The organism is Mesorhizobium sp. M1A.T.Ca.IN.004.03.1.1, assembly GCF_003997555.1.
Taxonomy (GTDB): Bacteria; Pseudomonadota; Alphaproteobacteria; order Rhizobiales; family Rhizobiaceae; genus Mesorhizobium.
Genome location: NZ_RZTV01000002.1, coordinates 795,753 through 821,860, shown reverse-complemented (window position 1 = coordinate 821,860; position 26,108 = coordinate 795,753). Strand labels below are relative to the sequence as shown.

The following is a 26,108-nucleotide window of genomic DNA, read 5'->3' as shown; positions in this document are numbered from 1 at the left end:
ACGGCGATGGCGATCAAACTCGACGAGCTCATGAACGCCACCAATCTGCGCGGGCGCGGAACGCATGGCACCTTCATTGCTCCGATGGACGGCAGGGCGCATGTCTCGGGCGACCGTTCGACGCCGTTGCTCGACAAAACCATTCCGGAACTGTTCTCCGATACGGTGAGCAGATACGCCACGCTCGATGCCGCCGTCTTCGTCGGCCAAGACAAGCGCTTCACCTGGAGCGAGCTGTCGGATGCGGTCGACGCGCTGGCCGCCGGCTTCCTGGCGCTCGGCCTGGAGAAGGGCGATCGCGTCGGCATCTGGTCGCCCAACCGCTGGGAATGGGTGGTGACGCAGTTCGCCACCGCGCGCATCGGCCTGATCCTGGTCAACATCAACCCGGCCTACCGGCTCAGCGAGCTGGAATATGCGCTCAACAAGGTCGGTTGCAAGGCGCTGGTCACGGCGGTCAGCTTCAAGACCTCCGACTATCTCGGCATGATCGAGACGCTGGCGCCGGAGATCGCCAAGGCCGAGCCCGGCAAGCTCGAGGCAAAGAAGCTGCCATCGCTGAAGATCGTCATCCGCATGGGCGAGGACAACTCGCCCGGCATGTTCAATTTCGGCGATGTGCTCGCAATGGCCGGACGCGACGAGCATGACAGCCTCGATCGCATCTCCGAAAGCCTGAAGCCCGGCGACGCCATCAACATTCAGTTCACCAGCGGAACGACGGGCGCGCCGAAGGGCGCGACCCTCACCCATTCGAACATCGTCAACAACGGCAGCTTCGTCACCTCGGCGATCGAGCTCACCGTCGACGACCGGCTCTGCATCCCTGTGCCGCTCTATCATTGCTTCGGCATGTCGATGGGCACGATGGGCTGCGTCACAAAAGGCGCCACGATGGTCTTCCCGGGCGAAGGTTTTGACGCGGGCGCGACGCTCAGAGCCATCGCGCAGGAACGTTGCACCGGCCTTTACGGCGTGCCGACCATGTTCGTCGCCATGCTCGATCATGCCGATTTCTCTAGCTTCGACCTCTCCAGCCTGCGCACCGGCATCATGGCCGGCTCGCCATGCCCGATAGAGGTGATGAAGAAGGTGGTGTCGCTGATGCATATGGCGCAAGTGACCATTGCCTATGGCATGACCGAGACCAGTCCGGTTTCTTTCCAGAGCAGCGTCGACGACCCGCTGGAAAAACGCGTCTCCACGGTCGGCCGCATCCATCCGCATGTCGAGGTCAAGGCGATCGGCGCCGATGGCGCCACCGTCCCGGTCGGCGAGCCGGGCGAGCTCTGCACGCGCGGCTATTCGGTGATGAAGGGCTATTGGGACGACGCGGAAAAGACCCGCGAGGCGATCGACGCGGACGGCTGGATGCACACCGGCGACCTCGCGACGATCGACGCGGAGGGCTACTGCAACATTGTCGGCCGGGTGAAGGACATGGTCATCCGCGGCGGCGAGAACGTCTATCCGCGCGAGGTCGAGGAATTCCTCTACCGCCACCCCAAGATCAAGGAAGTGCAGGTCTTCGGCATTCCCGACGACAAATATGGCGAGGAGATCTGCGCCTGGATCGTGCTGAAGCCCGGCCAGATCGCCACCGCTGAGGAGATCAAGGCCTTCTGCAGCGGCCAGATCGCGCATTACAAGGTGCCGCGCTACATCCGCTTCCGCACCGAGCTGCCGATGACGGTGACCGGCAAGCCGCAGAAATTCCTGATGCGCGAGGCAATGGTGGAGGAACTGGGGCTGGTGGCGCAGAAGACGGCGTGAGGCGGGATTGATCCGGAAATATTCAGCCTTCGCAAAACGCGCTCGAAGCGCAACTGCCGACCACGCGTTTGGATGGGATTATGGACAACGAGTTCCCAAATTTCGCGGCGCTGAAGGCCGCCAAAATCGAAAACGTGGACTATCGCATCGTCGTGCGGCGTGGCGCTCGAACCGGCAATGCGATCGTCCTCGCCCCGCACGGTGGGAAGATCGAGCCCCGCACCTCCCTGATTGCCGAGACGGTGGCAGGGAGCGATCTGGATCTGTATTGCTTTGAAGGACTGATGCCGCACAACAATCGCGAGTTGCACATAACGTCAAATAACTTTGACGAGGAATCCGCGCTCGACTTGGTGCGGGCGAAGTCGATTGTCGTTGCTATCCATGGTCGCCAGGATCGGGACGATCCCTTGACAGTCTATTTGGGCGGCAAGGATGCTGCGCTGATTACAGAGTTAGTTGGACGTCTTCAGGAAGCCGGCTTCAATACAAAAAAGGACAACCATATTTTTCCAGGCATCGGCGATTTGAACATCGTCAATCGCGGATTGACCGGCAAAGGAGCGCAGCTGGAGATACCATTCTCCCTGCGCCAGCGGCTGGGGAACGAACCGGAACTTTTGCGAAAATTCTGCACGGCGGTTCGCAAGGCGATTGACACCGTCGATGCCAGAAGCCGTTCGATCGTTTCCTAAAGCCGCCTCACCCTAGACCGGCAAGGGGGAGCACGTCACGCACGCGTAAAGTCCTGGCGCGGATGCTTTGAGGTTGGTCATTGCCGGGGCGGGAAACGGCGTAGACCACGGCATCTCGAGGTTTCGGTGCGCTGGAACAGCCGGCGCCGCAACTCCTCGAGCATCCTCGGCAGCAGCGGATCGGCTTCCCGGAAGAAGTCGAACGCCGGGCGATCGGTCCGTCCACTTCGCAATGATGTCGGCTGGGGTGCTTCCCACAGGCTTTTCCGCTAAATTCGCGGAAACGCAGGGGCTTCAATGACTGGTTTCGCGCGGTCGGTGACTTCCTACACGATGCCATTGGCCGCCCTGGTGACGGCTGTCGCGGTCAGAGCCAGCGGCCTTTCGGTGGACGAAGGTTCGCTGAACATCAGGATTGTCGTTGGAGCGCTTTCGAGTGCGATCATGTTCATCACCATTTTCGTGGTGCTCGACCACGCCGAGGCAGTGGCCCGGCGCGTGGGGGAGCCGTACGGGACGTTGGTGCTGACCTTTGCCGTGACGGCAATCGAAGTGTCGATCATCGTTTCCATGATGCTGCATGGAGAGAACAACCCGACATTGGCGCGCGAGTCCGTTTTCTCGACGGTGATGATTATCTCTACCGGCGTCGTCGGTACGTGTCTCACGCTTGGCGGCTGGCGTCATCGCAAGCAGGCAATCGTTCGGCAAGGGACCAGCGCGTATCTCGCGGTTCTGATCGCGCTGACTGTCATGACGCTTGTCCTGCCGACCTACACCCAGACGACGGATCCAGGCACGTTTTCGGCGGGCCAGCTTGGTTTTGTGAGCGTCCTTTCGGTGCTGCTCTATGCAAGCTTCGTGTTCGCCCAGACCGTTCGGCACCGGGACGACTTCGTCCAGGAACAGGCGCACGACGTTTCGATGCGAACTGCCCTTCACGAAAGCCTTTCTCTCGGCGTTCTGCTGCTGCTGAGCGGGCTGATCGGCATCGTCATGCTGGCCGAGCAGGTCGCCGCCGGTGTCGAGGACACGCTCGTTGCCTACCAGGTGACCCAGGCCGACAGTATCGTGGGAGCGATGATCGCCGGGCTGGTTTTGATGCCGGAGGCCATTTCGGCGGTTCGCGCCTCGCTCAACAATGAGCTGCAGCGCGGCCTCAACGTTGCGATGGGTTCGGCCTGCGCCACCATCGGTCTGACGATACCGGCGGTGGCGGCCGCCAGCCTGCTGACAGGCCGAGGGTTGACCCTTGGGCTTCCGGCGGCTGATGCGGTACTTTTGGCCCTGGCGCTTTTCATTTGCAGCGTAAGCTTCAGCACCGAAAGAACGACATTCCTGACCGGAATGGTTCATATTGTGGTGTTCTTTACCTACGTATTTCTCATATTTGTGCCGTGAAGGCTTGCAATCGAACGAGGGATAGAGAACTCGAGGTTGGGACCCGCACTATCGGATTTTCGAAGCGGGCAGCGTTAGCTCCGGTAAGCAGCAGAAGCTTCCGATACGGGCGTTGGCTGAGAACTGGGATTGGGCAAAGCTCAGAAACCAGGGTCAGCTCGCCAGCACCGCATGATCCAATCCCCGTATGATCTTTGCCAGTTCCACGCATTCGTCCTGGCGCACCTTGTTGCGCCGCCATGCGAGGCAGATCATGCGCTGCGGCATCGGCTCCTGGAACGGCACGATCTTGAGGTCCGGCATGACGCCGGCGGCGTTTGCCGCCATTTCCGGAACCAGCGTCACGCCCAGCCCATGCGCCACCATCTGCAAGAGCGTGGTGAGACTGGTGGCGCCATAGCTTGCCATCGCCACCGGCCGAACATTGCCGCAGACGGCCAGAGCCTGTTCGCGCAGGCAATGACCTTCCTCGAGCAGCATCAGCCGTTCCAGCGCCGGGCTTTCCGGCGGCACGGGCGGCGAGGCGAAAGCCGGATCGCCGGCGGGCACCGCAAGGAAGAAGCGGTCCGGGAAGAGCTCTTCCGTGACAAGCCCCGGATAGTCGAGCGGCAGCGCGGCGATGAAAGCGTCGAGCTTGCCCGAGACATTGTCCTCGACCAGCGATGCCGTCACCGCCTCGCGCAGTTCGAGCTGCAGGCCCGGGTAATGCTTCTTTAGTTCCGGCAGGACCCACGGCAGGAGATAGGGCGCTACGGTCGGAATGATGCCCAGCCGGAAGCGGCCTTCCATCGCAGGGCGGCCGCGCCGGGCGGTTGTCTCGACGTCACGTATATCGGCAAGAATGCGCTCGATGCGCGGCTGCAGCACAAGTGCTTCGTCCGTCATCCGCACCGCCTTGCCGCCGCGCTCGAACAGAAGACAGTTCAGCCGCTCTTCCATTTCGGCGATCTGGGCGGAGAGCGCCGGCTGGCTGACGCCGGCAAGCTTCGCGGCGCGGCCGAAATGCAGCGTCTGCGCCAGCGCGTCGAAATAAAGCATCTGTCGCACGGTGAGGCCGATCATAAGGAAAGCTTATCAAAACGAACAGGAAAGGCAATTTGTCTTTATCGCCAAGCCGGCCTAGGCTGGAATCATTCCAGATTGGCGCGGCCGCTGGCCGGCCCCGAAATCTGCGCAGAATCAATCTCGGAAAAATCAAAACCCTGGAGAGTAAGATGGACGCGAAAACCGACGACAACAGCGCTGGCAAATGCCCCGTGGCGCATGGATCCGCCGGCAGGACCAATCGGGATTGGTGGCCGAATCTGCTCGACCTTGGCGTTCTTCATCAGCAGTCGAACCTCTCGGACCCGATGGGCGAGGATTTCAACTACGCCACCGAATTCCGGAGCCTCGATCTCGATGCCGTGATCAAGGACCTGCACCATGTGATGACCGACTCGCAGGACTGGTGGCCGGCCGATTTCGGCCATTACGGACCGCTCTTCATCCGCATGGCCTGGCACAGTGCCGGCACCTATCGCATCGGCGACGGGCGTGGCGGCGCCGGTGCCGGCCAGCAGCGGTTCGCGCCGCTGAACAGCTGGCCGGACAATGCCAATCTCGACAAGGCACGCCGGCTGCTGTGGCCGGTCAAACAGAAATACGGCCGCAAGATCTCCTGGGCCGACCTGATGATCCTTGCCGGCAACGTCGCGCTGGAATCGATGGGCTTCAAGACCTTCGGCTTCGCCGGCGGCCGCGCCGACGTGTGGGAGCCGGAGCAGGACGTGGATTGGGGCTCCGAAACGAAGTGGCTGGACGACCAGCGCTATTCCGGCGACCGTGAACTGCAGGGCCATCTCGGCGCCGTTCAGATGGGCCTGATCTACGTCAACCCGGAAGGCCCGAACGGCAAGCCGGATCCGGTCGCCGCGGCCCGCGACATCCGCGAGACCTTCCGCCGTATGGCCATGAACGACGAAGAGACCGTGGCGCTGATCGCCGGCGGCCACACCTTCGGCAAGACCCATGGCGCCGGCGATGCCTCGCTGGTGGGCGTGGAGCCGGAAGGTGCCGGCATCGAAGCGCAGGGCCTCGGCTGGTCGAGCAAACATGCCACCGGCATTGCCGGCGACGCCATCACCTCGGGCCTGGAAGTCACCTGGACCACGACGCCGACCAGATGGAGCAACAATTTCTTCGACAACCTGTTCAACTTCGAATGGGAGCTGACGAAGAGCCCGGCCGGTGCCAATCAGTGGACGCCGAAGGGCGGCGCCGGCGCCGGCACGGTTCCGGACGCGCACAATCCCTCCAGGCGTCATGCTCCGGCCATGCTCACCACCGATCTCGCGCTGCGCTTCGATCCGGCCTATGAGAAGATCTCGCGTCGCTTCCACCAGTACCCGGACCAGTTCGCCGACGCTTTCGCCCGCGCCTGGTTCAAGCTCACCCATCGCGACATGGGCCCGGTGGTTCGTTATCTCGGCCCGCTCGTGCCGAAGGAAGAGCTGATCTGGCAGGATCCGATTCCGGCGATCGACCACGAACTGGTCAGCGAAGAGGATATCGCCGCGCTGAAGGCGAAGATCCTGGCCTCCGGCCTCACGGTTCCTGAACTGGTCTCAACTGCCTGGGCCTCGGCCTCGACCTTCCGCGGCTCGGACAAGCGCGGCGGCGCCAATGGCGGCCGCATCCGTCTCAGCCCGCAGAAGGACTGGGAAGTCAACCAGCCGGCCCAGCTTTCGAAGGTGCTGGCGAAGCTCGAAGCCATCCAGCAGGAGTTCAACGCGGCGCAGGCTGGTGAGAAGAAGATCTCGCTCGCCGACCTGATCGTGCTCGGCGGCGCCGCCGCGATCGAGAAGGCCGCGAAGGACGGCGGCAATGAGGTGAACGTGCCCTTCACGCCAGGCCGCATGGACGCTTCGCAGGAGCAGACCGATGTCGAATCCTTCGCGGCACTCGAGCCGAGGGCCGACGGCTTCCGCAACTATGTCCGCGGCAGGCTGCCCATGTCCGTCGAAGCGATGCTGGTCGACCGTGCGCAGCTCCTCACGCTGACGGCGCCGGAAATGACGGTGCTGGTCGGCGGCCTGCGCGTGCTCGGCGCCAATTATGGCGGCTCAAAGCACGGCGTGTTCACCGACAGGCCGGGCACGCTGACCAACGACTTCTTCATCAACCTGCTCAGCATGGCGACCATCTGGGATCCGGCGGCCGGCTCCGAGCCAGACTCGGATGAGGTCTATGAGGCGCGCGACCGCAAGACCAAGCAAGTCAAGTGGACCGGCACCCGCGCCGACCTGATCTTCGGCTCGCACTCGCAATTGCGTGCGCTGGCCGAGGTCTACGGCTCGGCGGATGCCAAGCAGAAGTTCGTCAAGGACTTCGTGAAGGCGTGGACGAAGGTGATGAATCTCGACCGCTTCGAACTGGTCGCAAAGTAAGCATGTCTCCCGAGAGCGGGAACCGGTTTCGGGATAAAGGCAACTAAAGCGCACGGAGCGAAACTGAAAGGTCTCATCCTCCCAAAGAGAAGGCGCGGGTTCATGCCCGCGCCTTTTGCATTACGTATCAGTCTTTTTCGAAGATGCCAGTCTTGGCGACGATGCCGGCGATCGCCCCGCCGATCAGTGGCGCGACGATGAACAGCCAGAGCTGGCCGAGCGCCGCGCCGCCCGAAAACAGCGCCGGGCCAATCGAGCGCGCCGGATTGACCGAAGTGCCCGTCACCGGGATCATGGCAAAGTGGAGCCCTGCCAGCGTTAGGCCTATCACCAGGCCGGCAAAGGCCGTCATGTGCTTGGCGTTGGTGACGCCGAGAATGACGGTGACGAAGGTGAAGGTGCCGATCAGCTCCCACAGGAAGGCCGAGCTGATGCCCCATTTCGCCTCGTCCCAGCCATTTGCGCCGAAGCCCCCGGTGTGGCCGCCGGCCTGACCGGTGACGATGATCCACAGCGCCAGCGAAGCGATGATGGCGCCGATGATCTGCGCGATCCAGTAAGGCACGACTTCCCTCGCCGGCATCCGCCCCGCAAGGAACACGCCGAGCGTCACCGCCGGATTGAGATGCGCGCCCGAGATCGGGCCGATCGCATAGGCCGCGGCGATCAGGCCGATGCCGAACGCCAGGCCGATCCCTTCCTGTCCGAGCGGCAGCGCGCCGCCGAAGCCGCCCGTGACCACGGAGGCCGTGCCTATGAACACCAACAGAAACGTGCCTAGAACTTCTGCCAGATAAGTCTTCATTGCCCTCTCCTCATAGGGATCCGCCAAAACGCGTTTTCCGCGTCGCGAATCACAGGCGAAAGAGTATTCCTGCCGGCAAAACTTGGAAAGCTGAGTGTTAAGCCAGTGGTCTTGCTTTGCATCCGCCAGTCAAGACATTAGAGAAGTTTCATGTGCGAGGCGTTTTTCTTGTTATCCGCTGACCGCCGACTGCCGCAAAAGAACCTTCCGCCTGTTGCATGGACGATGGCATGGGACAGGTCGTTTTGGCTTCACCGCAAGAGAAGTGTTTCAATCGGAGCCGGAAAGGCTCTAAGAGCAGGGCTGGAAGCAACGATAGACGGAAGCAGGAATGAGACTGGGCGGAAGGCTGGCGGCGGCCATCGAAGTGCTTGAAGACATCGGCCGGCGGCATCGGCCGGTGGCCGACGCCTTGCGCGACTGGGGCTTGTCGCACCGCTTTGCCGGTGGCGGCGACCGCGCGGCGATCGGCAACATCGTCTACGACGCGCTGCGCCGCAAGCGCTCGGCCGGCTGGCTCTTCGGCGAGGAGACGCCGCGCGCCATCGGCTTCGGCGCGTTGCTGCTGGAATGGGGCCCGACGGCGCGGTCGCTGAATGACGCTCTCGACGGCGACAAATTCGCGCCGCCGCTGCTCAGCGCCGCCGAACTGAAAGCGGCAGCCTCCGGCAGGCTCGCCGATGCGCCGGATGCCGTGCGGGCCGATGTTCCGGACTGGTGCGCGCCGCTTCTCGAGCACGCCTATGGCGATGACTGGGTCGAAGAGGGCGCGGCTCTCGCGATGCGCCCGCCGCTGGACCTCAGGGTCAATGCGCTGCAGGCAGACCGCGGCAAGGTGCTGGCGGAACTCCAGGGCACCGGTGCAGCACCTGCCGCAATCGCGCCGCACGGCATTCGCATCCCGCCGATCAATGGCGACGGCAGGCATCCGAACGTCCAGGCCGAGCCCGCCTTCCAGAAAGGCTGGTTCGAGGTGCAGGACGAGGGCTCGCAGCTTGCAGCAGCGCTCGCCGGCGCCGAGCCAGGCATGCAGGTGCTCGACTATTGCGCGGGCGCCGGGGGCAAGACCCTGGCGCTTTCGGCAGAGATGGACAATCGCGGCCAGGTCTTCGCCCATGATGCGGAAAAGGTCCGGCTGGCGCCGATCTTCGAGCGCATCCGCCGCGCGCACAGCCGCAACATCCAGGTCGTCAGCAAGCCTGCGGAACTCGCGCCGCTCACCGGTCACATGGACCTCGTGCTGATCGATGCGCCCTGCACCGGCAGCGGCACCTGGCGGCGGCGCCCGGACGCCAAGTGGCGGCTGACGGACAGACAGCTCGATGCCCGCAAAGGTGAGCAGCAGGCGATCCTCGACATGGCGCAGGCTTTCGTGAAGCCCGGCGGGCTGCTCGTCTACATCACCTGCTCGGTGTTCGATGCCGAAAACGGCGAGCAGGTCGCCGCCTTCCGCGAGCGCCACGGCGATTTTGCGCCGGTCGACCACCGCCAGCTCTGGGACGGCCGTTTCCCCGGCCACGAGGGCGCTGCGCGTATTGGCGAAGCCGGTGGCATCTCACTGTCGCCGGCGCTCAGTGGCACTGACGGGTTCTATTTCCACGCCCTGCGCAGGGCCGCATGAGGGCGGCCGGCATTTGCTGCGCTGCAACATAAGCGATTGCCTGTCCTGCCTGCCTCTGCAATAAGCTTCGCCAGCAAAAATGAGGCGAAGGCCATGGCAGCCAAAATCGTACCCGCTCCCGATTATGAGGATCGCGTCAGGACTTCCTTTGCCCGCCAGAAGGCCATGGCCACCATCGGTGCGGAGCTGACGCTGGTCACGCCCGGCATCATCGAGATCGAGATGCCCTATGCCCCTTCGCTCACCCAGCAGCACGGCTTCTTGCATGCCGGCGTCATCTCGACCGCGCTGGACTCGGCCTGCGGCTATGCCGCCTTCTCGTTGATGCCGCAGAATTCCAGCGTGCTGACCATCGAATTCAAGGTCAACCTGCTCGCACCGGGGAAGGGCGAGCGCTTCCTGTTCCGCGGCTCGGTGACCAAGCCAGGCCGCACCATCATTGTTGCCGACGGCCAGGCCTATGCTTTCGCCGCCGATGGCGAGGCCAAGCTGATCGCCACCATGACCGGCACAATGATGACGGTGGTTGGCCGCGACGGCATCGAGGGGTGATCCATGGCCAGCGTTGCGCGGTTAGGGGAAAAATCCGTCCTCTTCGTCATGGCGGCCGAGGCCGAATACGGTCCGCATCTCAAAAAGCGGTTCACGCCGCTGATGACCGGCGTCGGCCCGGTCGAGGCCGCCGTGCGCCTCGGCGCCGAGCTCGCCACGTTGAAGGCCGAGAATGCGCTGCCGGATCTCGTCGTGTCGCTAGGCTCCGCGGGAAGCCGAACGCTCGAACAGACCGAAATCTACCAGGCCGTGTCGGTGAGTTACCGCGACATCGACGCTTCGCCGCTCGGCTTCGCGAAGGGCGCGACGCCGTTCCTCGACCTGCCCGTGACGGTGCCGCTGCCCTTCGTCATTCCCGGCATCAGGACCGCGACGCTGTCGACCGGAGGCGCCATCGTCACCGGGGCCGCCTATGACGCGATCGACGCCGACATGGTCGACATGGAGACCTTCGCCTGCCTGCGCGCCTGCCAGCTGTTCGGCGTGCCGCTGATCGGCCTGCGCGGTATTTCCGACGGCGCGGTCGATCTCAGGCATGTCGGCGACTGGACCGAGTATCTGCACGTCATCGACGAGAAGCTGGCGGCGGCGATAGGTCTGCTAGAGCAGGCGATTGCGTCCGGCGCGATCGGCCTTACTTAATGCATGTCGCCCAAAAGTGCGCAGCGGTTTTGGGAGAACGACATGCATCAGATGAAACTTGAAGCTCGTCGCCTGGGCCCGTTCGACGCGACGCGCTTTAGGCGTTTTGGCAAGGACCGAACGCCGCAACGCGCACCATTGCGCCGAATCGGTTCTTTCTTTAAAGGCTCGCCATGACGACACATCCCGACACCGTTCTCATCATCGACTTCGGCAGCCAGGTCACGCAGCTGATCGCGCGGCGCGTGCGCGAGGCCGGGGTCTACTGCGAGATCGTTCCGTTCCAGTCAGCCGCGGAGGGCTTCCGCCGCATCCGGCCGAAGGCCGTCATCCTGTCGGGCAGTCCGCACTCGACCGTCGACATCGGCTCGCCCCGCGCGCCCGACGAGGTCTTTTCGTCCGGCATTCCGGTGCTCGGCATCTGCTATGGCGAGCAGACGATGTGCGCTCAGCTCGGCGGCAAGGTCGAGGCCGGCCATCACCGCGAGTTCGGCCGGGCCTTCCTGGAGATCGAGGACGACTGCGCGCTGTTCGACGGTGTCTGGGCCAGGGGCACGCGTCATCAGGTCTGGATGAGCCACGGCGATCGCGTCACCGCCATTCCGGAAGGATTCAAGATCGTCGGCACCTCCACCGGCGCGCCCTTCGCAGCGATTGCCGACGAGGCACGGAAGTTTTACGCGGTGCAGTTCCATCCCGAGGTCGTCCATACCCCGGACGGCGCGAAGCTGCTGAGCAACTTCGTCCACCATATCGCCGGCCTCAGCACGGGCTGGACCATGGCTGCCTATCGCGAGCAGGCGGTCGAGGCGATCCGCAAGCAGGTCGGCAAGGGCAAGGTGATCTGCGCGCTATCAGGCGGCGTCGATTCCTCGGTCGCTGCGCTCCTGATCCACGAGGCGGTCGGCGATCAGTTGACCTGCATCCTCGTCGACCACGGCCTGATGCGGAAGGACGAGGCGAAAAGCGTGGTGGAGATGTTCCGCCAGCATTACAACCTGCCGCTGATCCTGGTCGACGCTTCCGACCGCTTCATTTCGGCGCTGGAAGGCGAGAGCGATCCGGAAAAGAAGCGCAAGACCATCGGCCGCCTGTTCATAGAGGTGTTCGAGGAAGAGGCGAAGAAACTTGGCGGCGCCGACTTCCTGGCGCAGGGCACGCTCTATCCCGACGTCATCGAAAGCGTCTCCTTCTCCGGCGGCCCGTCGGTGACGATCAAGTCGCATCACAATGTCGGCGGCCTGCCCGAACGCATGAACATGAAGCTGGTCGAGCCGCTGCGCGAGTTGTTCAAGGACGAGGTGAGGGCGCTGGGCCGAGAGCTCGGCTTGCCCGAAAGCTTCATCGGCCGCCATCCGTTCCCGGGTCCTGGCCTTGCCATACGCTGCCCGGGCGGCATCACCCGCGAGAAGCTGGAGATCCTGCGCGAGGCCGACGCCATCTACCTTGACGAGATCCGCAAGGCCGGCCTCTACGATGCCATCTGGCAGGCGTTCGCCGTGCTCTTGCCGGTGCAGACCGTCGGCGTAATGGGCGACGGCCGCACCTACGAATTCGTCTGCGCGCTGCGCGCTGTCACATCGGTCGACGGCATGACGGCCGATTTCTACCACTACGACATGAACTTCCTGGGCGCCGCCGCCACCCGCATCATCAACGAGGTGAAAGGCATCAATCGCGTCGTTTACGACGTTACGTCGAAGCCCCCGGGCACCATCGAGTGGGAATGATTCAGGCCCATCCGAACACCGCTGAAATTGCGCTAGAGTTCGATCTAAGTCACTGAGATAAAAAGTAGTTTTGGCCGGCAATTTTCGCCGGTTATCGGTGTGCGTCGTTTGGAGGTGCCGTACCGGTTGCCGGACCTCACCCACATTGCCACGATGATTTTTGACAGTACCGTCACGTCATAGAGGGCTTCTGACGGTCACCTTTTTCCACGCCAAGCAGCTGAAAACTAAAGGTAAATTCTGCAAATCAGCCCTCAAAACCTGATGACGGTACTTTAAGCTTCCGCGAAGTTCGGCCATCGGGCGATTACGTTCAATGGCTCGCCATAGCTACCATTTGCAAGGTCCACGAGCCCTGGCGGGAGCAAGGCGGAACAATCCGATTGCCGGCGAGTTTTCAAGATGAAGGGCGCATCTGTTTCGGAGGAAGACTGGGATGAAACGCGTCCTTGCCCAAAATGCGGTACGGCTGATGCTGGGCGGCGTAACCGCCTGTCTGCTTACGGTCGTTGATATCCCCAACCCGATTGCACCATTCTCGCTAGTGTCGCAGGCAAGGGCCGCCACCGAGGTTTCGATCAGCACATTCTACGAAGACCTGTCGTCCCATGGCGATTGGGTCTCGTATCATGGAGCGACCGTTTTCGTGCCAGTTGATGTACCTGACGATTGGCGCCCGTATACCCTGGGCCATTGGGTCTATACAGAGGAGTATGGCTGGCTCTGGGTATCCGACGAGCCATTCGGCTGGGCGACGTACCATTACGGCCGGTGGGGCTATGCCGACGATATCGGCTGGTACTGGGTTCCGGGCACTCGCTGGGCGCCAGCATGGGTAACTTGGCGTCGTGACAGGGAGCACATCATTTGGGCTCCGCTGCCGCCGCGCCGTGATCCGGACTTGATTTCAATCGAGGTGACCTTCGACACGACGCCGGATTATTACTGGGTGGTAGTCCCTAGCCGCGAATTCCTTGCTGCCGACGTTTCTGTCGCCGTTATCCGTGATAGGTCCGAGTTTGTGCGGATTGTCGAGGCGGCCCAGCCGGCCGGCGACGTGACCATCCAGAACAACGTGGTGGTCAACAAAGTCATTGATGTTGATGTGATCGAAAAGGAGACGGACCAGAATGTGACTGCCGTCAAGGTCAGCAAGACCGACGCGCCCGAGCAGTCCGGCAAATTGGAAAATGACACGGTCGCGGTCTTCGAAGGTGAGGTGAAAGCCGACCCCAAGGCAAAACCAGCTAAGCTAAAGGACATCGAGCAGGTGAAGCAGGTTCAGGCTGGCCGTAAATCGAAGCCGACCGAAGGCGCAAGGGCCGATGGGGCGGAGCCGGAAGAGACCGCCAAGCCTGAGCAGCCCGCCGCCGAGCAGCAGCAGGCCGAGCCGGAACAGGCCGCCAAGCCTGAGAAGCCGAAGGGCAAGAAGCAGCCCGCCGCCGAACAGGAGGCCGAGCCGGAACAGGTGGCCAAGCCCGAGAAGCCGAAGGCCAAGACGCAGCCCGCCGCCGAGCAGCAGCAGACCGAGCCGGAACAGGCTACCAAGCCTGAGAAACCGAAGGCCAAGAAGCAGCCAGCCGCCGAGCAGCAGGCCGAGCCGGAACAGGCTGCCAAGCCTGAGAAACCGAAGGCCAAGAAGCAGCCCGCCGCCGAGCAGCAGGCCGAGCCGGAACAGGCGGCCAAGCCTGAGAAACGGAAGGCGAGGGAGCAGCCCGCCGCCGAGCAGCAGCAGGCCGAGCCCGAGCAGGCGGCCAAGCCCAAGTCACGGGGCCAGAAAAACAAGGCGTGCGATCCGCAGACTGACGCGAACTGCTAGGCGGCCGCGAAGGAAAGTCGATTGCACAGCCGCCGGAGTTACCCGGGGCGAGTCAGCGACACTCGTCTTTGCAGTCCGAGTCTCTGCGATTCTCCCCGACGTTCCTCGGCTCCGATAGCGTCGGATCCTTGGCGGCGGATGGGCCCAGTGCCGGGACGTTGTTCTGGACCGTCATGACCAATGTTCGGCGGCCGGCGCGCGCATGTCGGTGGGCGGGCCACTGAACGCAGCAAGGGCGAAGCAGTCGTGGCGCTCGAGGAGAAATTCACGCGCTATCGCCAACCCGCTGACGGCTGGTCTGCGCTGCCGAAGCGAAGGGCATGTGAAATCGGGCGGGGCGATGTTGGAACCATTGCCATTTGCCACAGAAGCCTCGCTAGGACGCGCGTGAGCCTTCGGAGGTAGTGGGGTGCAGAAAACGCGTCAGGAGGGCCTATTTCGTTCACCTGTCGCGCGCCTGTCGAGCGGCGGCACTCGACAAAAGCCGCCGGTGAACAACTCCTGGGACCTTCGCCCCTTGTCGAAGTTCGGTAGCTGGGCGGCGCTGTTGCGTCGGGATGGCATATCGGGCCCGATTGGAACGGGCTGATCAGAGGAGACCCGACAAAAGAGCCGTCCCTCACACCGTCGGGCTCTTTCAATGCATGGGCGGCGCTTTATTGAAGAGCTTTCCGGTGACCAGCTACACCGTTGAAACGATGTCGGGGACGGATGCAGTATTGCCTACGCGAGGACCACCTCACCTAAAGAAGCCGCTGAATGGGTGACCGGCCGCCACGTACAGGACCGGCGAGACGAGACCCAATGGGTTCGCGTCACCGACGACACCAATCGAGCGGTCTACAATTTGCTCCAGATAGGAAAAGCCCGCCGCCGAGACGGACCGGGTCCCTCACTTGTTAGCCGCCCGCGGCGCAAAGATTTCAATTCCCAACATCTCTCGCCGTGCGACTACGGGGGTCGGCAGAAGGCAAACGGCGATTTAAAAACACGCAATAGAAAATTGCGATGAAAATAGAGGCAGAAGCCCAAAATTTGACAACGCCTTGAAGCGGAAGCGGCCGTTGAAAACTTGAGTTGAAATTATAACCAACTGTAACTGATCGATTTTTTTGCCCGGCACTTTGGACTGTCAGGTTTGGCACGTCGCTTGCACCGCAATGTTGCAATGCAAAACAACCAGCTTGGGAGTGTGCAATATGAGGGGCAATTTCTCGACAATAACAAAATTGTTTTCGGCCGGCGTGATCGCTGCCGGCCTGTCGATATCGGCTCCCGCCAGAGCGGCCGACGACACGATCAAGGTCGGCATCCTCCATTCGCTCTCGGGGACCATGGCGATTTCGGAGACGACGCTGAAGGACGTCATGCTGATGCTGATCGAGGAGCAGAACGCTAAGGGCGGCCTGCTCGGCAAGAAGCTCGAGGCGGTTGTCGTCGATCCGGCCTCCAACTGGCCGCTCTTCGCCGAAAAGGCGCGCGAGCTGATCTCCAAGGACAAGGTCGCGGCGGTCTTCGGCTGCTGGACCTCGGTGTCGCGCAAATCGGTGTTGCCGGTGTTCTCGGAGCTCGACAACATCCTGTTCTACCCCGTCCAGTATGAGGGCGAGGAAAGCGAGCGCAACGTCTTTTACACGGGTGCTGCCCCCAACCAGCAGGCCATTCCGGCCGTCGACTACCTGATGAGCGCCGATGGCGGCTCGGTGAAGCGCTGGGTGCTCGAAGGCACCGACTATGTCTACCCGCGCACCACCAACAAGATCCTCGAAGCCTATCTGAAGTCGAAGGGCGTGCCGGCCGAGGACATCATGGTCAACTACACGCCGTTCGGCTTCTCCGACTGGCAGACCGAAGTCTCGGCGATCAAGAAATTCGGCTCGGCCGGCAAGAAGACGGCCGTGATCTCGACCGTCAACGGCGACGCCAACGTGCCGTTCTACAAGGAACTGGGCAACCAGGGCATCAAGGCCGAGGACATTCCAGTCATGGCCTTCTCAGTCGGCGAGGAAGAACTGGCCGGTCTCGACACCGGACCGCTGGTCGGCCACCTCGCCGCCTGGAACTATTTCGAGAGCGTCGACACGCCCGAGAACAAGAAGTTCATCGACGACTGGCACAAGTTCATAAAGAACGACAAGCGCACGACCAACGACCCTATGGAAGCCCACTATATCGGCTTCAACATGTGGGTGAAGGCAGTCGAGAAGGCCGGTACTACCGATCCGGACAAGGTCATCGACGCCATGGTCGGCGTCTCGGTGCCGAACCTGACCGGCGGCTATTCGACGATGATGCCGAACCATCATATCACGAAGCCGGTGCTCATCGGCGAGATCCAGGCCGACGGCCAGTTCGAGACCGTCTCGCAAACGCCCGGCCTTGTGATGGGCGACGAATGGTCCGACTACCTGCCCGATTCCAAGAACCTGATCTCCGATTGGCGCGCGCCCCTCAGTTGCGGCAACTTCAACGTCGCCACCGGCAAGTGCGGCGGCAAGGGCACCAACTGATCTCCCAGGTCTGTCGGGTCGCCGCGTGGCCCCGCGATCCGAGACCGCGGCCCGGGCGGGCCTTCGCGTCCCGCCCGGGCAGAAACCTCAAACGTTCGAGATCCGCTGAAGCTGATGATCCTGTTGCGCGCGATTGGCTTGACGCTGCTGCTGACGATGGCAAGCCTGCTGCCGTCGAAGGCAGGCGAGGCCGATCTTCGCGCGGCAATAGCCAAGTTCGCTACAGCGACTAATTTCTCGGCCACGGAAGCCATCGTGCGCGAGCTCGCGGCCAGCGGCGATCCGGCCGTCGAAAGGCCGCTGTCGGCGCTCGCCGACGGCAACCTCTATATTCGCAAAGCCGATTCGCAGGTCTTCATCGGCGAGGACGCGGCGAGCGGTGTCGAACTGCTCGATCCTTTCAGCGGCGACAAGTCCGCCGATGCCGCCAAGGCCGATCTCACCAAGATCAAGGTCAACAACGGTCTTCGCCGCGCCATACGCGACGCGCTGGGGACGCTGACGCTGCGCGCCAAGGACGCGAGCGTGCGCCTTGCCGCCGCCGCGACCATGTTCAAGACGCCCGACGCGGCGAATATCGAACCGCTCGATGCCGCGATCGCTGCTGAGACCGACCCAGCCGTCAAGACGATGTTCGTGCAGGCGCGCGCGGCGTCGGTTCTGGTTTCCGACAAGCCGGAAGCCGACAAGCTCGCCGCCATCTCGGCCATCGCGACGCGCGGCGACCGCGATGCGCTTTCCCTGCTGACCTCCGTTGAGGCTGGCGCGCAGGGAGCGGTCAAGAACTTGGCAACCGCCGCGATCGGCCATATCAATTCGACGCTGGCATTGTGGGATGCCGGCCAGAACATCTGGTACGGCATATCACTCGGATCGGTGCTGCTGCTCGGCGCTATCGGTCTCGCCATCACCTTTGGCGTCATGGGCGTCATCAACATGGCGCATGGCGAGATGGTGATGCTCGGCGCCTACACCACCTTCGTCGTCCAGCAGGTGATCCGCACGTCGTTTCCGAGCCTCTTCGACTGGTCGCTGGTCATCGCGCTGCCGCTCGCCTTCCTGGTCTCGGCGCTGGTCGGCCTCGTCATCGAGCGCGGCGTCATCCGCTTCCTCTACGGCCGGCCGCTGGAGACGCTTCTTGCCACATGGGGCGTCTCGCTGATCCTGCAGCAGTCGGTGCGCACCGTCTTCGGCCCGACGAACCAGGAGGTCGGCAATCCGTCCTGGATGTCGGGATCGTTCGACATCGGTCAATTGGCCATCACCTGGAACCGGCTGTGGATACTGGTGTTCGCGCTGCTGGTGTTCGGTGTGCTGCTCTACGTCATGAAGCGAACGCCCTGGGGCCTGCAGATGCGTGCCGTCACCGCCAATCGGCGCATGGCCGCATCCATGGGCATCAGGACGCCTTGGGTCGACGCGCTGACTTTCGCGCTCGGCTCAGGTATCGCCGGGATCGCCGGCGTGGCGCTCAGCCAGATCGACAACGTCTCGCCCAATCTCGGCCGCGGCTACATTATCGACAGTTTCATGGTCGTGGTCTTCGGTGGCGTCGGCAATCTCTGGGGCACGCTGGTCGGCGCCTTCTCGCTCGGCATCGTCAACAAGTTCCTCGAGCCGTACGCCGGCGCGGTGCTTGGCAAGATCGTCGTGCTGGTACTGATCATCCTGTTCATCCAGAAGCGGCCGCGCGGCCTGTTCGCGCTGAAGGGCAGGGCGGTGGAAGCATGATCACGCAGCGCTTCTTCGGCGCCGACCGGCGCATCGCGATCGCCATCCTCGTCCTGCTGGCGGCGGCCGCCATCGTGCCGCTGCTAAACCTCGCGGTGTCGCCTCAAAGCGCTTTCTACATTCCGCCTTACATCGTCTCTTTGGTCGGGAAATATCTCTGCTACGCGCTGCTGGCGCTCGCGCTCGATCTGGTCTGGGGCTATTGCGGCATCCTTTCGCTCGGCCACGGCGCCTTCTTCGGGCTCGGCGGCTATGCGATGGGCATGTATCTGATGCGTCAGATCGGTTCGCGCGGCGTCTATGGCAATCCCATCCTGCCAGACTTCATGGTGTTCCTGAACTACAAGGAACTGCCCTGGTTCTGGCACGGCTTCGACCATTTCTGGTTCGCGGTGCTGATGGTGCTGGCCGTGCCGGGCCTGCTTGCCTTCGTATTCGGCTGGTTCGCCTTCCGCAGCCGCGTCACCGGCGTTTATCTCTCGATCATCACCCAGGCGATGACCTATGCGCTGCTGCTTGCCTTCTTCCGCAACGACATGGGTTTCGGAGGCAATAACGGCCTGACCGATTTCAAGGACATCCTCGGCTTCAACATCCAGGCCGACGCGACGCGCGCGGCGCTGTTTTCAGCAAGCGCCGTGACGCTGGCGTTCGCCGTCTTTGTCACCGCGGCGATCGTGCGCTCCAAATACGGCAAGCTGCTGATGGCGGTGCGCGACGCCGAAAGCCGCACCCGCTTCCTCGGCTGGCGGGCCGAGAATGTAAAACTCTTCGCCTTCAGCGTCTCGGCCGTCATGGCCGGCATCGCCGGCGCGCTCTACGTGCCGCAGGTCGGCATCATTAATCCCGGCGAGTTCGAGCCCGCCAATTCGATCGAAGTGGTGATCTGGACCGCCGTCGGCGGGCGCGGCACCATCGTCGGCCCGATTATCGGCGCGCTCCTGGTCAATGCCGGCAAATCCTGGTTCACCGGCGTGCTGCCTGAATTCTGGCTATTCGCGCTTGGCGGGTTGTTCGTCGCCGTAACGCTGTTCCTGCCCAAGGGCGTGGTCGGCATGTGGGATAGCTGGCGCGGCAAGGCCAGGGCGCTGCGCGCGGCCTCGCTCGCCGCGAAAGCCGGCATCGACCCGCCGGAAGCGCAGCCGAAGATCGAGCGCTCGGCGGCGAGAACGCCGGGCGCGTGGTCGGCCAACGGCCCCGAACCGCAGCCGGCGGAGTAAGCGACCATGAGCAAGTCGAACACCATCCTCTATCTGGACGGCGTCTCGGTCTCCTTCGACGGCTTTCGCGCCATCAACAACCTGTCGCTGGTGCTCGACAAGGGCGAGATGCGCGCCATCATCGGACCCAACGGCGCCGGCAAGACGACGATGATGGATATTGTCACCGGCAAGACGCGGCCGGACGAGGGCGAGGTATTCTTCGACGGTCAGGTCGATCTCACCCGGCATGACGAAGCCGAGATCGCCATGATGGGCATCGGCCGCAAGTTCCAGAAGCCGACCGTCTTCGAGAGCCACAGCGTCGAGGACAATCTGATGCTGGCGCTGAAGGGGCCGCGCTCGATCTTTCCAGCGCTCTTCCATTGCGGCTCGCCGACCGGGGCCAGGCGCATCGACGACATCCTCGGCATCATCCGCCTCGGCGACAAGCGCGGGGAGGTCGCCGCCAATCTCAGCCATGGCCAGAAGCAGTGGCTGGAGATCGGCATGCTGCTGGCACAAGACCCGAAGCTGCTCCTCGTCGACGAGCCGGTCGCCGGCATGACCGATGCGGAGACCGAGGAGACGGCGCGCCTGCTCAAGGACATCGCCCGCGACCATTCGGTGGTCGTCGTCGAGCACGACATGCATTTCGTGCGCGAGCTCGGCGTCAAGGTCACCTGCCTGCACGAGGGCTCGGTGCTGTCGGAAGGCACGCTCGATTTCGTTTCGGCCGACGAACGCGTCGTCGAAGTCTATCTGGGGCGCTGAGCATGATCTGGCGGGTCTCGTTGCATCGTTTCGACCTTTCCTTCCTCAGGTGCTGGAGAAGGGGCTGACCATGCTCGAAGTCTCCAACGCCACCCTCCATTACGGTGCCGCCCAGGCGCTGCGCGGCGTTTCGTTGAAAGCGGGCGCGGGCAAGATCACCTGCGTACTCGGCCGCAACGGCGTCGGCAAGACCAGTCTGATGAGATCCATCGTCGGCCATCATAGGCTGACGAGCGGAAGTGTTGCCTTCGAGGGGAAAGCGCTCGAGCGGAGCGCGGCGTATGACCGCGCCCGGTCGGGCATCGCATTCGTGCCGCAGGGCAGGGAAATCTTTCCCCTGCTCACGGTGCGCGAAAATCTGGAATCGGGGTTCGCACCGCTGAAGCGCGCCGACCGCAACGTTCCAGCTCATGTCTTCGAGCTGTTTCCAGGGTTGAAGCAGACGCTCGGCCGCCGCGCCGGCGACTTGTCCGGCGGCCAGCAGCAGCAGCTCGCCATAGGCCGCGCGCTGGTGATGCGGCCGAAGCTGCTCGTGCTCGACGAGCCGACCGAAGGCATCCAGCCATCAATCATCAAAGACATCGGGCGCGCCATCCGCTATCTGCGCGACCAGGCGGGGATCGCGGTGCTTCTGGTCGAGCAGTATCTGGATTTCTGCCGCGAGCTTGCCGACGAGGTCAACATCATGGATCGCGGCCAGATCGTGCATACCGGCCCCGCCGAGGATCTGGACAGGCCCGATGTACGCAAGCTCCTTACTGTCTAGGTTCAGTCGTCATCCTTTGGCCGAAGCGCCGCAAAACAATGTCGTTTCGATGGAAAGTCCGTAGAAGCGTGCCATGTTCTGCGCGGCATCCTGCGTTCGACATTAAGCCGATAGGGCTGAGCAAAGCATGGGATAAGAATCGCCGATCGGGGAATGCTCGTACAACGACACTTATGAATCGCTTGTCGCGCAGCGCCCACGCGCTCCAATCCGCGGCCGCGGTTTGCTGGGGGCGAACTCCAGTCTGAGCCATCCGAAAGCGACCTTTCTGCTCACCCAACAAGCCGTCGTTCGGACAGATGGAAAGCTCCCTTCTTCCGCGTCAAAGGACGCCTGAGCCCAGGGGATCGACTCGCCTCGTCAGGCTCCGCGATTGAAGCGATCTATCCTAAAATCGTCGAGGGCCGTTTCGCAGTCGCCAGTCGTGATGAGCTCGGCCATGGCGTCGCCGACACCCGGACCGAGCTGGAAGCCGTGCCCGCTGAAGCCGAAGGCGTGGAACAGGCCCGGCGTCGTCGACGAGCGTCCCATGACCGGCAGCATGTCGCGGACATAGCCTTCGCAGCCCGACCAGGTGCGGATGACCGCGACTTCCGCGATCGCCGGCAGCAGCCGCGCGACGGCCCGCAATTGCGTCGGCAGGCGCATGGGGTCGGCGGCCGCATGGCCTGGATCGAGGTCCACCGACACTCTTTCGGCCGCGCCGCCGAAGACGATGTTGCCGCGCTCGACCTGGCGCAGATAGGCGCCATAGTCCTTGTCGCGCGTCCAGATTCCGACCACCGGCAGGATCCGGTGCGGCAGTGGCTCGGTCACACCCATTTGTGGACCGCGGGCATCGAGCGGGACCTCTTCGCCGAACAGCGCGGCGACGCGCGCGCCCCAGGCGCCGGCGGTGTTGACCAGGCATTCGCCGGCGAAAGCGCCTTTTGAACTGGCGACAAGGAAACCGGAGTCGGTCCGCTCGATCCTTTCGACCCGAGCTTCGTCGATGATTTTCGCGCCCAGCTTGCGGGCGGCCTCGGCGAAGGCCGGCGCGATCAGCCGCGGATTGCCGCTGCCGTCATGCGGAGAGAACGACGCCGCGATCGCGTCGGGACCGAGGCCGGGAAAACGCGCGCGGATCTCGCGCGGGCTGAGCTGCTCCAGCTCGAGTCCCCAGGGACGCGCCGCCTCGGCATAGCTGCGCATGTCGGCGAGACCGCCTTCGTCGAAGATCAGCCGCACGTGACCGGTGGCGCGGAATTCGACATCGCGCCCCAGCATTTTTTCGGCCTCGCCCCACAGCCGGAGCGAGCGGTGGGCCAGCGGAAGCTGCGGCAGATGACGCCCCGTGCGCCGGATGTTGCCGAAGGAGGCGACGGTTGCTCCACCGCCGATCCGGTTGCGCTCGACCAGCGTCACGCGGGCGCCGCGCCTGGCCAGGAAATAGGCGGAAGCTGTCCCCATCAGGCCGCCGCCCAGCACGATCACATCCATTGTCGTTCCTTAGCGCAGAGGGCTGATCCTGGATCCATCTTGTCGGCGCCGCGGCAATGCGTCAAAGATGGCTTTGGATAAAACCCATAAGTTTGACCTATGGAGTAGGAATGCGGGCCCGGCAGCTCGAAGTGTTCATCGCCGTCATGCGCGCGGGCACCGTGACCGCCGCGGCGCGAATGCTGAACATCTCCCAGCCCGCGCTCAGCCAAATACTGCTCCACACTGAGGACGAGCTCGGCTTCACGCTGTTCGAGCGGGTCAAGGGCAGGCTGCGGCCGACCCCTGAGGCACTCGAGATCTTTCCCGATGCCGAGAGGCTGTCGGCGGGGCTCGACGGCCTGCGCCGCAAGACCACCGATCTGCGTCTCGGTCGGACCGGGCTGGTGCGGGTCGCCGCCTCGCCGCCGCCGGCCATGGCGATATTGCCGCGCGCCTTCACCGCATTTCGGGCGCAGCATCCCGACATGCTGCTGCGTTCCCATAGCGCGCCGATCGCCGCGATTGTAGACATGCTGCGCGCCGGCGATGCCAGCCTCGGCGTGGCCATGGATGACCGCCTGCCTCCCGACATCGAGGCCGAGGTGATCGGCAGTGTCGGCTTCGCCTGCCTGCTGCCGCGCGGACACGCGCTGCAGAAGAAAACCGAGCTGACGCTCGCTGATCTCGTGGGGCAGGAACTGATATCCTATCGCGGCAACACGCGTCCCGCCGACGAACTGGCCCACGCGGCCCGCGCGCAAGGCGTGGCGCTTTCGCCGTCGCTGGAGATCGACATTTCGATCTCTGCGGTCGGCTTCGTCCAGGCCGGCCTGGGCGTCGCTCTCGTCGACGCGCTGCTGCCGTGGCGCCAGTTTTCCGGCCTCGCTGTCAGGCCGCTGGCGGGCGGCCCGGAATTCCCGATTGCGCTGCTCGCGTCGCGCGCACGAGCCCTTTCGAGGGCCGACGAAACGATGCGCGATGACATCCGTGCGGCCTGCTCCGCCGTTCTCGGCGAGCATAGCGTCAAGGTATAAGTACGACTTATATTCTTGCCCATCATCCATCTTGGACCGTGACTGTCCGCTCGTGCGAGTTTCCGAGCAGACCGAAAGGGACGCATCATGGATGGAGCCGCTGCGACGGATGAGGCGCTGAAGAAGGCCGACTGGAAGGTCGGCGTCGATATCGGCGGGACATTCATCGATTTCTGCGCGCTCGAAGCAAACTCCGGACGCGTCGCTTCGCTGAAGGTGCTGACGACGCCGGAAGATCCGGGTGCCGAGCTGATGACGGGGCTCACCTTGCTGGCCGAACGCGAAGGCTTCGACCCGACCCAGATGACGCGCTTCGTGCATGGCACGACCGTCGGTATCAACACGATCATCCAGCGCAAGGGCGCGCCGCTGGCGCTGTTCACCAATGCCGGCTTCGAGGACGTGATCGAGCTCGCGCGGCTTCGCATGCCGGACATGTATTCGCTGTTCTGCGCGCGGCCGGATCCGCTGATCTCGCGCGACATGGTCTTCGGCATTCCGGCCCGCATGCGCGCCGATGGCAATGAATCCCAGGCGCCCGACACGGCGGCGGTGGAGAGCGCGGTCGCGGCCGCGAAATCGAACGGGGCGCAGGGGATCATCGTGTCTTTCCTTCATTCCTGGCGCAACGCCGCGCAGGAAACCTCGGTAAAGGCGGCGATCGCGCGCCTGGCGCCCGACCTCTTCGTCTTCACCTCCGCCGAGGTGTGGCCGGTCATCCGCGAATACGAGCGCAGCTCGACCGCCATTCTCAATGGCTATGTCCATCCGCGCGTCTCCGGCTATCTGACCGCGCTGGAAGAGCGGCTGAAGCATCGCGGCGTGCCGGCCCGGCCGATGCTGACGAAGTCGAACGGCGGGCTGATGAACGCCGCCGAAGGCAAGCGCGCCTGCGTGAACATGCTGCTGTCGGGAACGGCCTCGGGCGTCATCGGCGCCTCGTGGCTGGCGCGTCAGGCCGGCGAGGATAAGGTTCTCACCCTCGACATCGGCGGAACCTCGGCCGATTTCGCGCTCATCATAAACGGCGAGCCGCAGTTCGGCACCGGCGAGCTGATCGGCGAATTTCCGCTCCATATCCCTTCCGTGTCGGTGAGCTCGATCGGTGTCGGCGGCGGCTCGATCGCCAGCGTCGACGCGCAAGGAGTGCTGCGGGTCGGGCCGGAATCGGCCGGTTCGACGCCGGGACCCGCATGCTACGGCCGTGGCGGCGAGCGGGCGACGGTGACCGACGCCATGGTGGTGTGCGGATGGCTCGGCCATAGCGAGATGGCCTATGGCCAGCTCAGCATCGAGACCCAACTGGCGCATCGCGCGGTCGGCGAACTTGCGATGCGGCTCGGCCGTCCGGTCGAGCAGACCGCGCAGGCGATCCTTGACATCGCGGTGTCGGAAATGTTCGTCGAGGTCGAGAAGCTCGCCTCGCGCGCCGGCGTCGATCTGCGCGATTTCACGCTGATGCCATTCGGCGGCGGCGGCCCGATGCTTGGTGCCTTCCTGGCCCGCGAGCTCGGCATCAAGCGCGTCATGGCGCCCCGCCGCCCCGGTGTGGTATCGGCGCTGGGTGGACTGGTGGCTGATCTGCGCGGGGACTTCATCCGCACCATCTTCAGCCCGCTTTCCGGCGCGTCGCTTCCCGGAATCCGCGAGGCCTTCGAGGCGCTTGCGCAGGAGGGCCGCGACTGGCTTGCGGCGCAGGGGCACGATGCGGCCGAGCAACTGACACTCTCCTGCGACATGCGCTACTTCGGCCAGAGCTATGAGATCGAGGTCGTCCTTTCGCCCCAATGGCTGGCGGACGGCGACGCGGCCGCGATCGAGCAGGCATTCCACCGTACCCATGAGCAGCTCTACGACTTCCACGATCCGGACGGCGCGATCGAGCTCGTGAATGTTCGGCTGTCCGCGATAGGCGCAGGTCCGGCGCTCTCCTTCCCCGAGACCGAGGAGATCGACGTCCCGACCCATCCGGCGCGCCGGGTGCCGGTCTACACCGGTCTGACCGTCGAGACCATCGACCTCCATGACCGCCAGACCCTGGTGCCGGGCAGCGCGTTTCACGGGCCTGCGGTGGTGGTCCAGGAAGATACCACCTTCGCCGTCCCCGCCGGAACGCAGGCGCGGGTCGATCGCCACCTTAATCTCGTTCTGACTTTCGCGGAGTGAC

General features: G+C 63.7%; 20 protein-coding genes. 17 read left to right on the top strand and 3 right to left on the bottom strand.

Annotated features, from left to right (window positions below):
• Window positions 1-6 precede the first annotated feature (6 nt).
• The 3 genes from EOD29_RS09780 (at window position 7) to EOD29_RS09770 (ending at window position 3,869) form a co-directional block, all read left to right on the top strand.
• The gene (locus EOD29_RS09780) at window positions 7-1,773 is read left to right on the top strand and encodes an AMP-binding protein (RefSeq protein WP_127246564.1); all 1,767 of its coding nucleotides are present in this window, start codon (window positions 7-9) and stop codon (window positions 1,771-1,773) included.
• An 80-nt stretch (window positions 1,774-1,853) separates the two neighbouring features.
• Window positions 1,854-2,468, top strand: a complete 615-nt coding sequence (locus EOD29_RS09775; protein WP_067327382.1) for a poly-gamma-glutamate hydrolase family protein — start codon at window positions 1,854-1,856, stop codon at window positions 2,466-2,468.
• A 297-nt stretch (window positions 2,469-2,765) separates the two neighbouring features.
• Complete coding sequence (locus EOD29_RS09770) at window positions 2,766-3,869, top strand: ionic transporter (protein ID WP_127246563.1); 1,104 nt, start codon at window positions 2,766-2,768, stop codon at window positions 3,867-3,869.
• Window positions 3,870-4,022: 153 nt separating this feature from the next.
• Here the strand turns inward: EOD29_RS09770 and EOD29_RS09765 are convergent, their stop codons facing one another.
• Window positions 4,023-4,931: a hydrogen peroxide-inducible genes activator gene (locus EOD29_RS09765; RefSeq protein WP_127246562.1), complete on the bottom strand. Its 909-nt coding sequence runs from the start codon at window positions 4,929-4,931 to the stop codon at window positions 4,023-4,025.
• A gap of 152 nt (window positions 4,932-5,083) precedes the next feature.
• Between EOD29_RS09765 and katG the strand changes: the two genes are divergently transcribed.
• A complete protein-coding gene (katG, locus tag EOD29_RS09760) occupies window positions 5,084-7,297 on the top strand; it encodes a catalase/peroxidase HPI (protein WP_095825775.1) in 2,214 nt (737 codons plus the stop codon).
• Window positions 7,298-7,424: 127 nt separating this feature from the next.
• On the opposite strand, the gene EOD29_RS09755 is transcribed toward katG, so the two are convergent.
• Window positions 7,425-8,102 (bottom strand): MIP family channel protein, encoded by a 678-nt coding sequence (locus tag EOD29_RS09755; protein ID WP_095781890.1) that lies wholly within the window; start codon window positions 8,100-8,102, stop codon window positions 7,425-7,427.
• Window positions 8,103-8,433: 331 nt separating this feature from the next.
• Here EOD29_RS09755 and EOD29_RS09750 point away from each other — a divergent pair, with 331 nt between their 5' ends.
• The 11 genes from EOD29_RS09750 (at window position 8,434) to urtE (ending at window position 21,446) form a co-directional block, all read left to right on the top strand.
• Window positions 8,434-9,723, top strand: a complete 1,290-nt coding sequence (locus EOD29_RS09750; protein WP_095825774.1) for an RsmB/NOP family class I SAM-dependent RNA methyltransferase — start codon at window positions 8,434-8,436, stop codon at window positions 9,721-9,723.
• A gap of 93 nt (window positions 9,724-9,816) precedes the next feature.
• Window positions 9,817-10,275, top strand: coding sequence for a PaaI family thioesterase (locus tag EOD29_RS09745; protein WP_066989431.1), 459 nt, complete (start codon window positions 9,817-9,819; stop codon window positions 10,273-10,275).
• 3 nt (window positions 10,276-10,278) lie between these two features.
• On the top strand, window positions 10,279-10,917 hold the full coding sequence (locus EOD29_RS09740) for a 5'-methylthioadenosine/S-adenosylhomocysteine nucleosidase (RefSeq protein ID WP_095825773.1): 639 nt from the start codon (window positions 10,279-10,281) through the stop codon (window positions 10,915-10,917).
• 42 nt (window positions 10,918-10,959) lie between these two features.
• Window positions 10,960-11,094, top strand: a complete 135-nt coding sequence (locus tag EOD29_RS37830; RefSeq protein WP_278103900.1) for a hypothetical protein — start codon at window positions 10,960-10,962, stop codon at window positions 11,092-11,094.
• Entirely contained in the window at window positions 11,091-12,647 is a 1,557-nt protein-coding gene (gene guaA / locus EOD29_RS09735; RefSeq protein ID WP_095825772.1) for a glutamine-hydrolyzing GMP synthase, read from the top strand. The genes EOD29_RS37830 and guaA overlap by 4 nt, the downstream gene beginning before the upstream one ends.
• Before the next feature lie 436 nt (window positions 12,648-13,083).
• Window positions 13,084-14,466, top strand: coding sequence for a DUF6600 domain-containing protein (locus tag EOD29_RS09730; RefSeq protein WP_127246561.1), 1,383 nt, complete (start codon window positions 13,084-13,086; stop codon window positions 14,464-14,466).
• Between the two features lie 1,199 nt (window positions 14,467-15,665).
• On the top strand, window positions 15,666-16,976 hold the full coding sequence (urtA, locus tag EOD29_RS09725; RefSeq protein WP_067327408.1) for an urea ABC transporter substrate-binding protein: 1,311 nt from the start codon (window positions 15,666-15,668) through the stop codon (window positions 16,974-16,976).
• Window positions 16,977-17,090: 114 nt separating this feature from the next.
• The gene (gene urtB, locus EOD29_RS09720; protein ID WP_127246560.1) at window positions 17,091-18,707 is read left to right on the top strand and encodes an urea ABC transporter permease subunit UrtB; all 1,617 of its coding nucleotides are present in this window, start codon (window positions 17,091-17,093) and stop codon (window positions 18,705-18,707) included.
• Complete coding sequence (gene urtC, locus EOD29_RS09715; protein WP_095830570.1) at window positions 18,704-19,927, top strand: urea ABC transporter permease subunit UrtC; 1,224 nt, start codon at window positions 18,704-18,706, stop codon at window positions 19,925-19,927. The genes urtB and urtC overlap by 4 nt, the downstream gene beginning before the upstream one ends.
• Window positions 19,928-19,933: 6 nt before the next feature.
• Window positions 19,934-20,680: an urea ABC transporter ATP-binding protein UrtD gene (gene urtD, locus EOD29_RS09710; RefSeq protein ID WP_127214271.1), complete on the top strand. Its 747-nt coding sequence runs from the start codon at window positions 19,934-19,936 to the stop codon at window positions 20,678-20,680.
• Window positions 20,681-20,750: 70 nt separating this feature from the next.
• Window positions 20,751-21,446 (top strand): urea ABC transporter ATP-binding subunit UrtE, encoded by a 696-nt coding sequence (gene urtE, locus EOD29_RS09705; RefSeq protein WP_067327999.1) that lies wholly within the window; start codon window positions 20,751-20,753, stop codon window positions 21,444-21,446.
• A gap of 360 nt (window positions 21,447-21,806) precedes the next feature.
• Here the strand turns inward: urtE and EOD29_RS09700 are convergent, their stop codons facing one another.
• Window positions 21,807-22,925: an FAD-binding oxidoreductase gene (locus EOD29_RS09700; RefSeq protein ID WP_127246559.1), complete on the bottom strand. Its 1,119-nt coding sequence runs from the start codon at window positions 22,923-22,925 to the stop codon at window positions 21,807-21,809.
• 110 nt (window positions 22,926-23,035) lie between these two features.
• Here EOD29_RS09700 and EOD29_RS09695 point away from each other — a divergent pair, with 110 nt between their 5' ends.
• Both EOD29_RS09695 and EOD29_RS09690 read left to right on the top strand, forming a co-directional pair.
• Window positions 23,036-23,941, top strand: coding sequence for a LysR family transcriptional regulator (locus tag EOD29_RS09695; RefSeq protein WP_095825766.1), 906 nt, complete (start codon window positions 23,036-23,038; stop codon window positions 23,939-23,941).
• An 87-nt stretch (window positions 23,942-24,028) separates the two neighbouring features.
• Window positions 24,029-26,107, top strand: coding sequence for a hydantoinase/oxoprolinase family protein (locus EOD29_RS09690; RefSeq protein ID WP_127246558.1), 2,079 nt, complete (start codon window positions 24,029-24,031; stop codon window positions 26,105-26,107).
• Window position 26,108: the final 1 nt, after the last annotated feature.

Coding starts and splice junctions, on each gene's coding strand:
- EOD29_RS09780 (WP_127246564.1), top strand. CDS start 7: ATGGCGATCAAACTCGACGAGCTCATGAACGCCACCAATCTGCGCGGG.
- EOD29_RS09775 (WP_067327382.1), top strand. CDS start 1,854: ATGGACAACGAGTTCCCAAATTTCGCGGCGCTGAAGGCCGCCAAAATC.
- EOD29_RS09770 (WP_127246563.1), top strand. CDS start 2,766: ATGACTGGTTTCGCGCGGTCGGTGACTTCCTACACGATGCCATTGGCC.
- EOD29_RS09765 (WP_127246562.1), bottom strand. CDS start 4,931: ATGATCGGCCTCACCGTGCGACAGATGCTTTATTTCGACGCGCTGGCG.
- katG (WP_095825775.1), top strand. CDS start 5,084: ATGGACGCGAAAACCGACGACAACAGCGCTGGCAAATGCCCCGTGGCG.
- EOD29_RS09755 (WP_095781890.1), bottom strand. CDS start 8,102: ATGAAGACTTATCTGGCAGAAGTTCTAGGCACGTTTCTGTTGGTGTTC.
- EOD29_RS09750 (WP_095825774.1), top strand. CDS start 8,434: ATGAGACTGGGCGGAAGGCTGGCGGCGGCCATCGAAGTGCTTGAAGAC.
- EOD29_RS09745 (WP_066989431.1), top strand. CDS start 9,817: ATGGCAGCCAAAATCGTACCCGCTCCCGATTATGAGGATCGCGTCAGG.
- EOD29_RS09740 (WP_095825773.1), top strand. CDS start 10,279: ATGGCCAGCGTTGCGCGGTTAGGGGAAAAATCCGTCCTCTTCGTCATG.
- EOD29_RS37830 (WP_278103900.1), top strand. CDS start 10,960: ATGCATCAGATGAAACTTGAAGCTCGTCGCCTGGGCCCGTTCGACGCG.
- guaA (WP_095825772.1), top strand. CDS start 11,091: ATGACGACACATCCCGACACCGTTCTCATCATCGACTTCGGCAGCCAG.
- EOD29_RS09730 (WP_127246561.1), top strand. CDS start 13,084: ATGAAACGCGTCCTTGCCCAAAATGCGGTACGGCTGATGCTGGGCGGC.
- urtA (WP_067327408.1), top strand. CDS start 15,666: ATGAGGGGCAATTTCTCGACAATAACAAAATTGTTTTCGGCCGGCGTG.
- urtB (WP_127246560.1), top strand. CDS start 17,091: ATGATCCTGTTGCGCGCGATTGGCTTGACGCTGCTGCTGACGATGGCA.
- urtC (WP_095830570.1), top strand. CDS start 18,704: ATGATCACGCAGCGCTTCTTCGGCGCCGACCGGCGCATCGCGATCGCC.
- urtD (WP_127214271.1), top strand. CDS start 19,934: ATGAGCAAGTCGAACACCATCCTCTATCTGGACGGCGTCTCGGTCTCC.
- urtE (WP_067327999.1), top strand. CDS start 20,751: ATGCTCGAAGTCTCCAACGCCACCCTCCATTACGGTGCCGCCCAGGCG.
- EOD29_RS09700 (WP_127246559.1), bottom strand. CDS start 22,925: ATGGATGTGATCGTGCTGGGCGGCGGCCTGATGGGGACAGCTTCCGCC.
- EOD29_RS09695 (WP_095825766.1), top strand. CDS start 23,036: ATGCGGGCCCGGCAGCTCGAAGTGTTCATCGCCGTCATGCGCGCGGGC.
- EOD29_RS09690 (WP_127246558.1), top strand. CDS start 24,029: ATGGATGGAGCCGCTGCGACGGATGAGGCGCTGAAGAAGGCCGACTGG.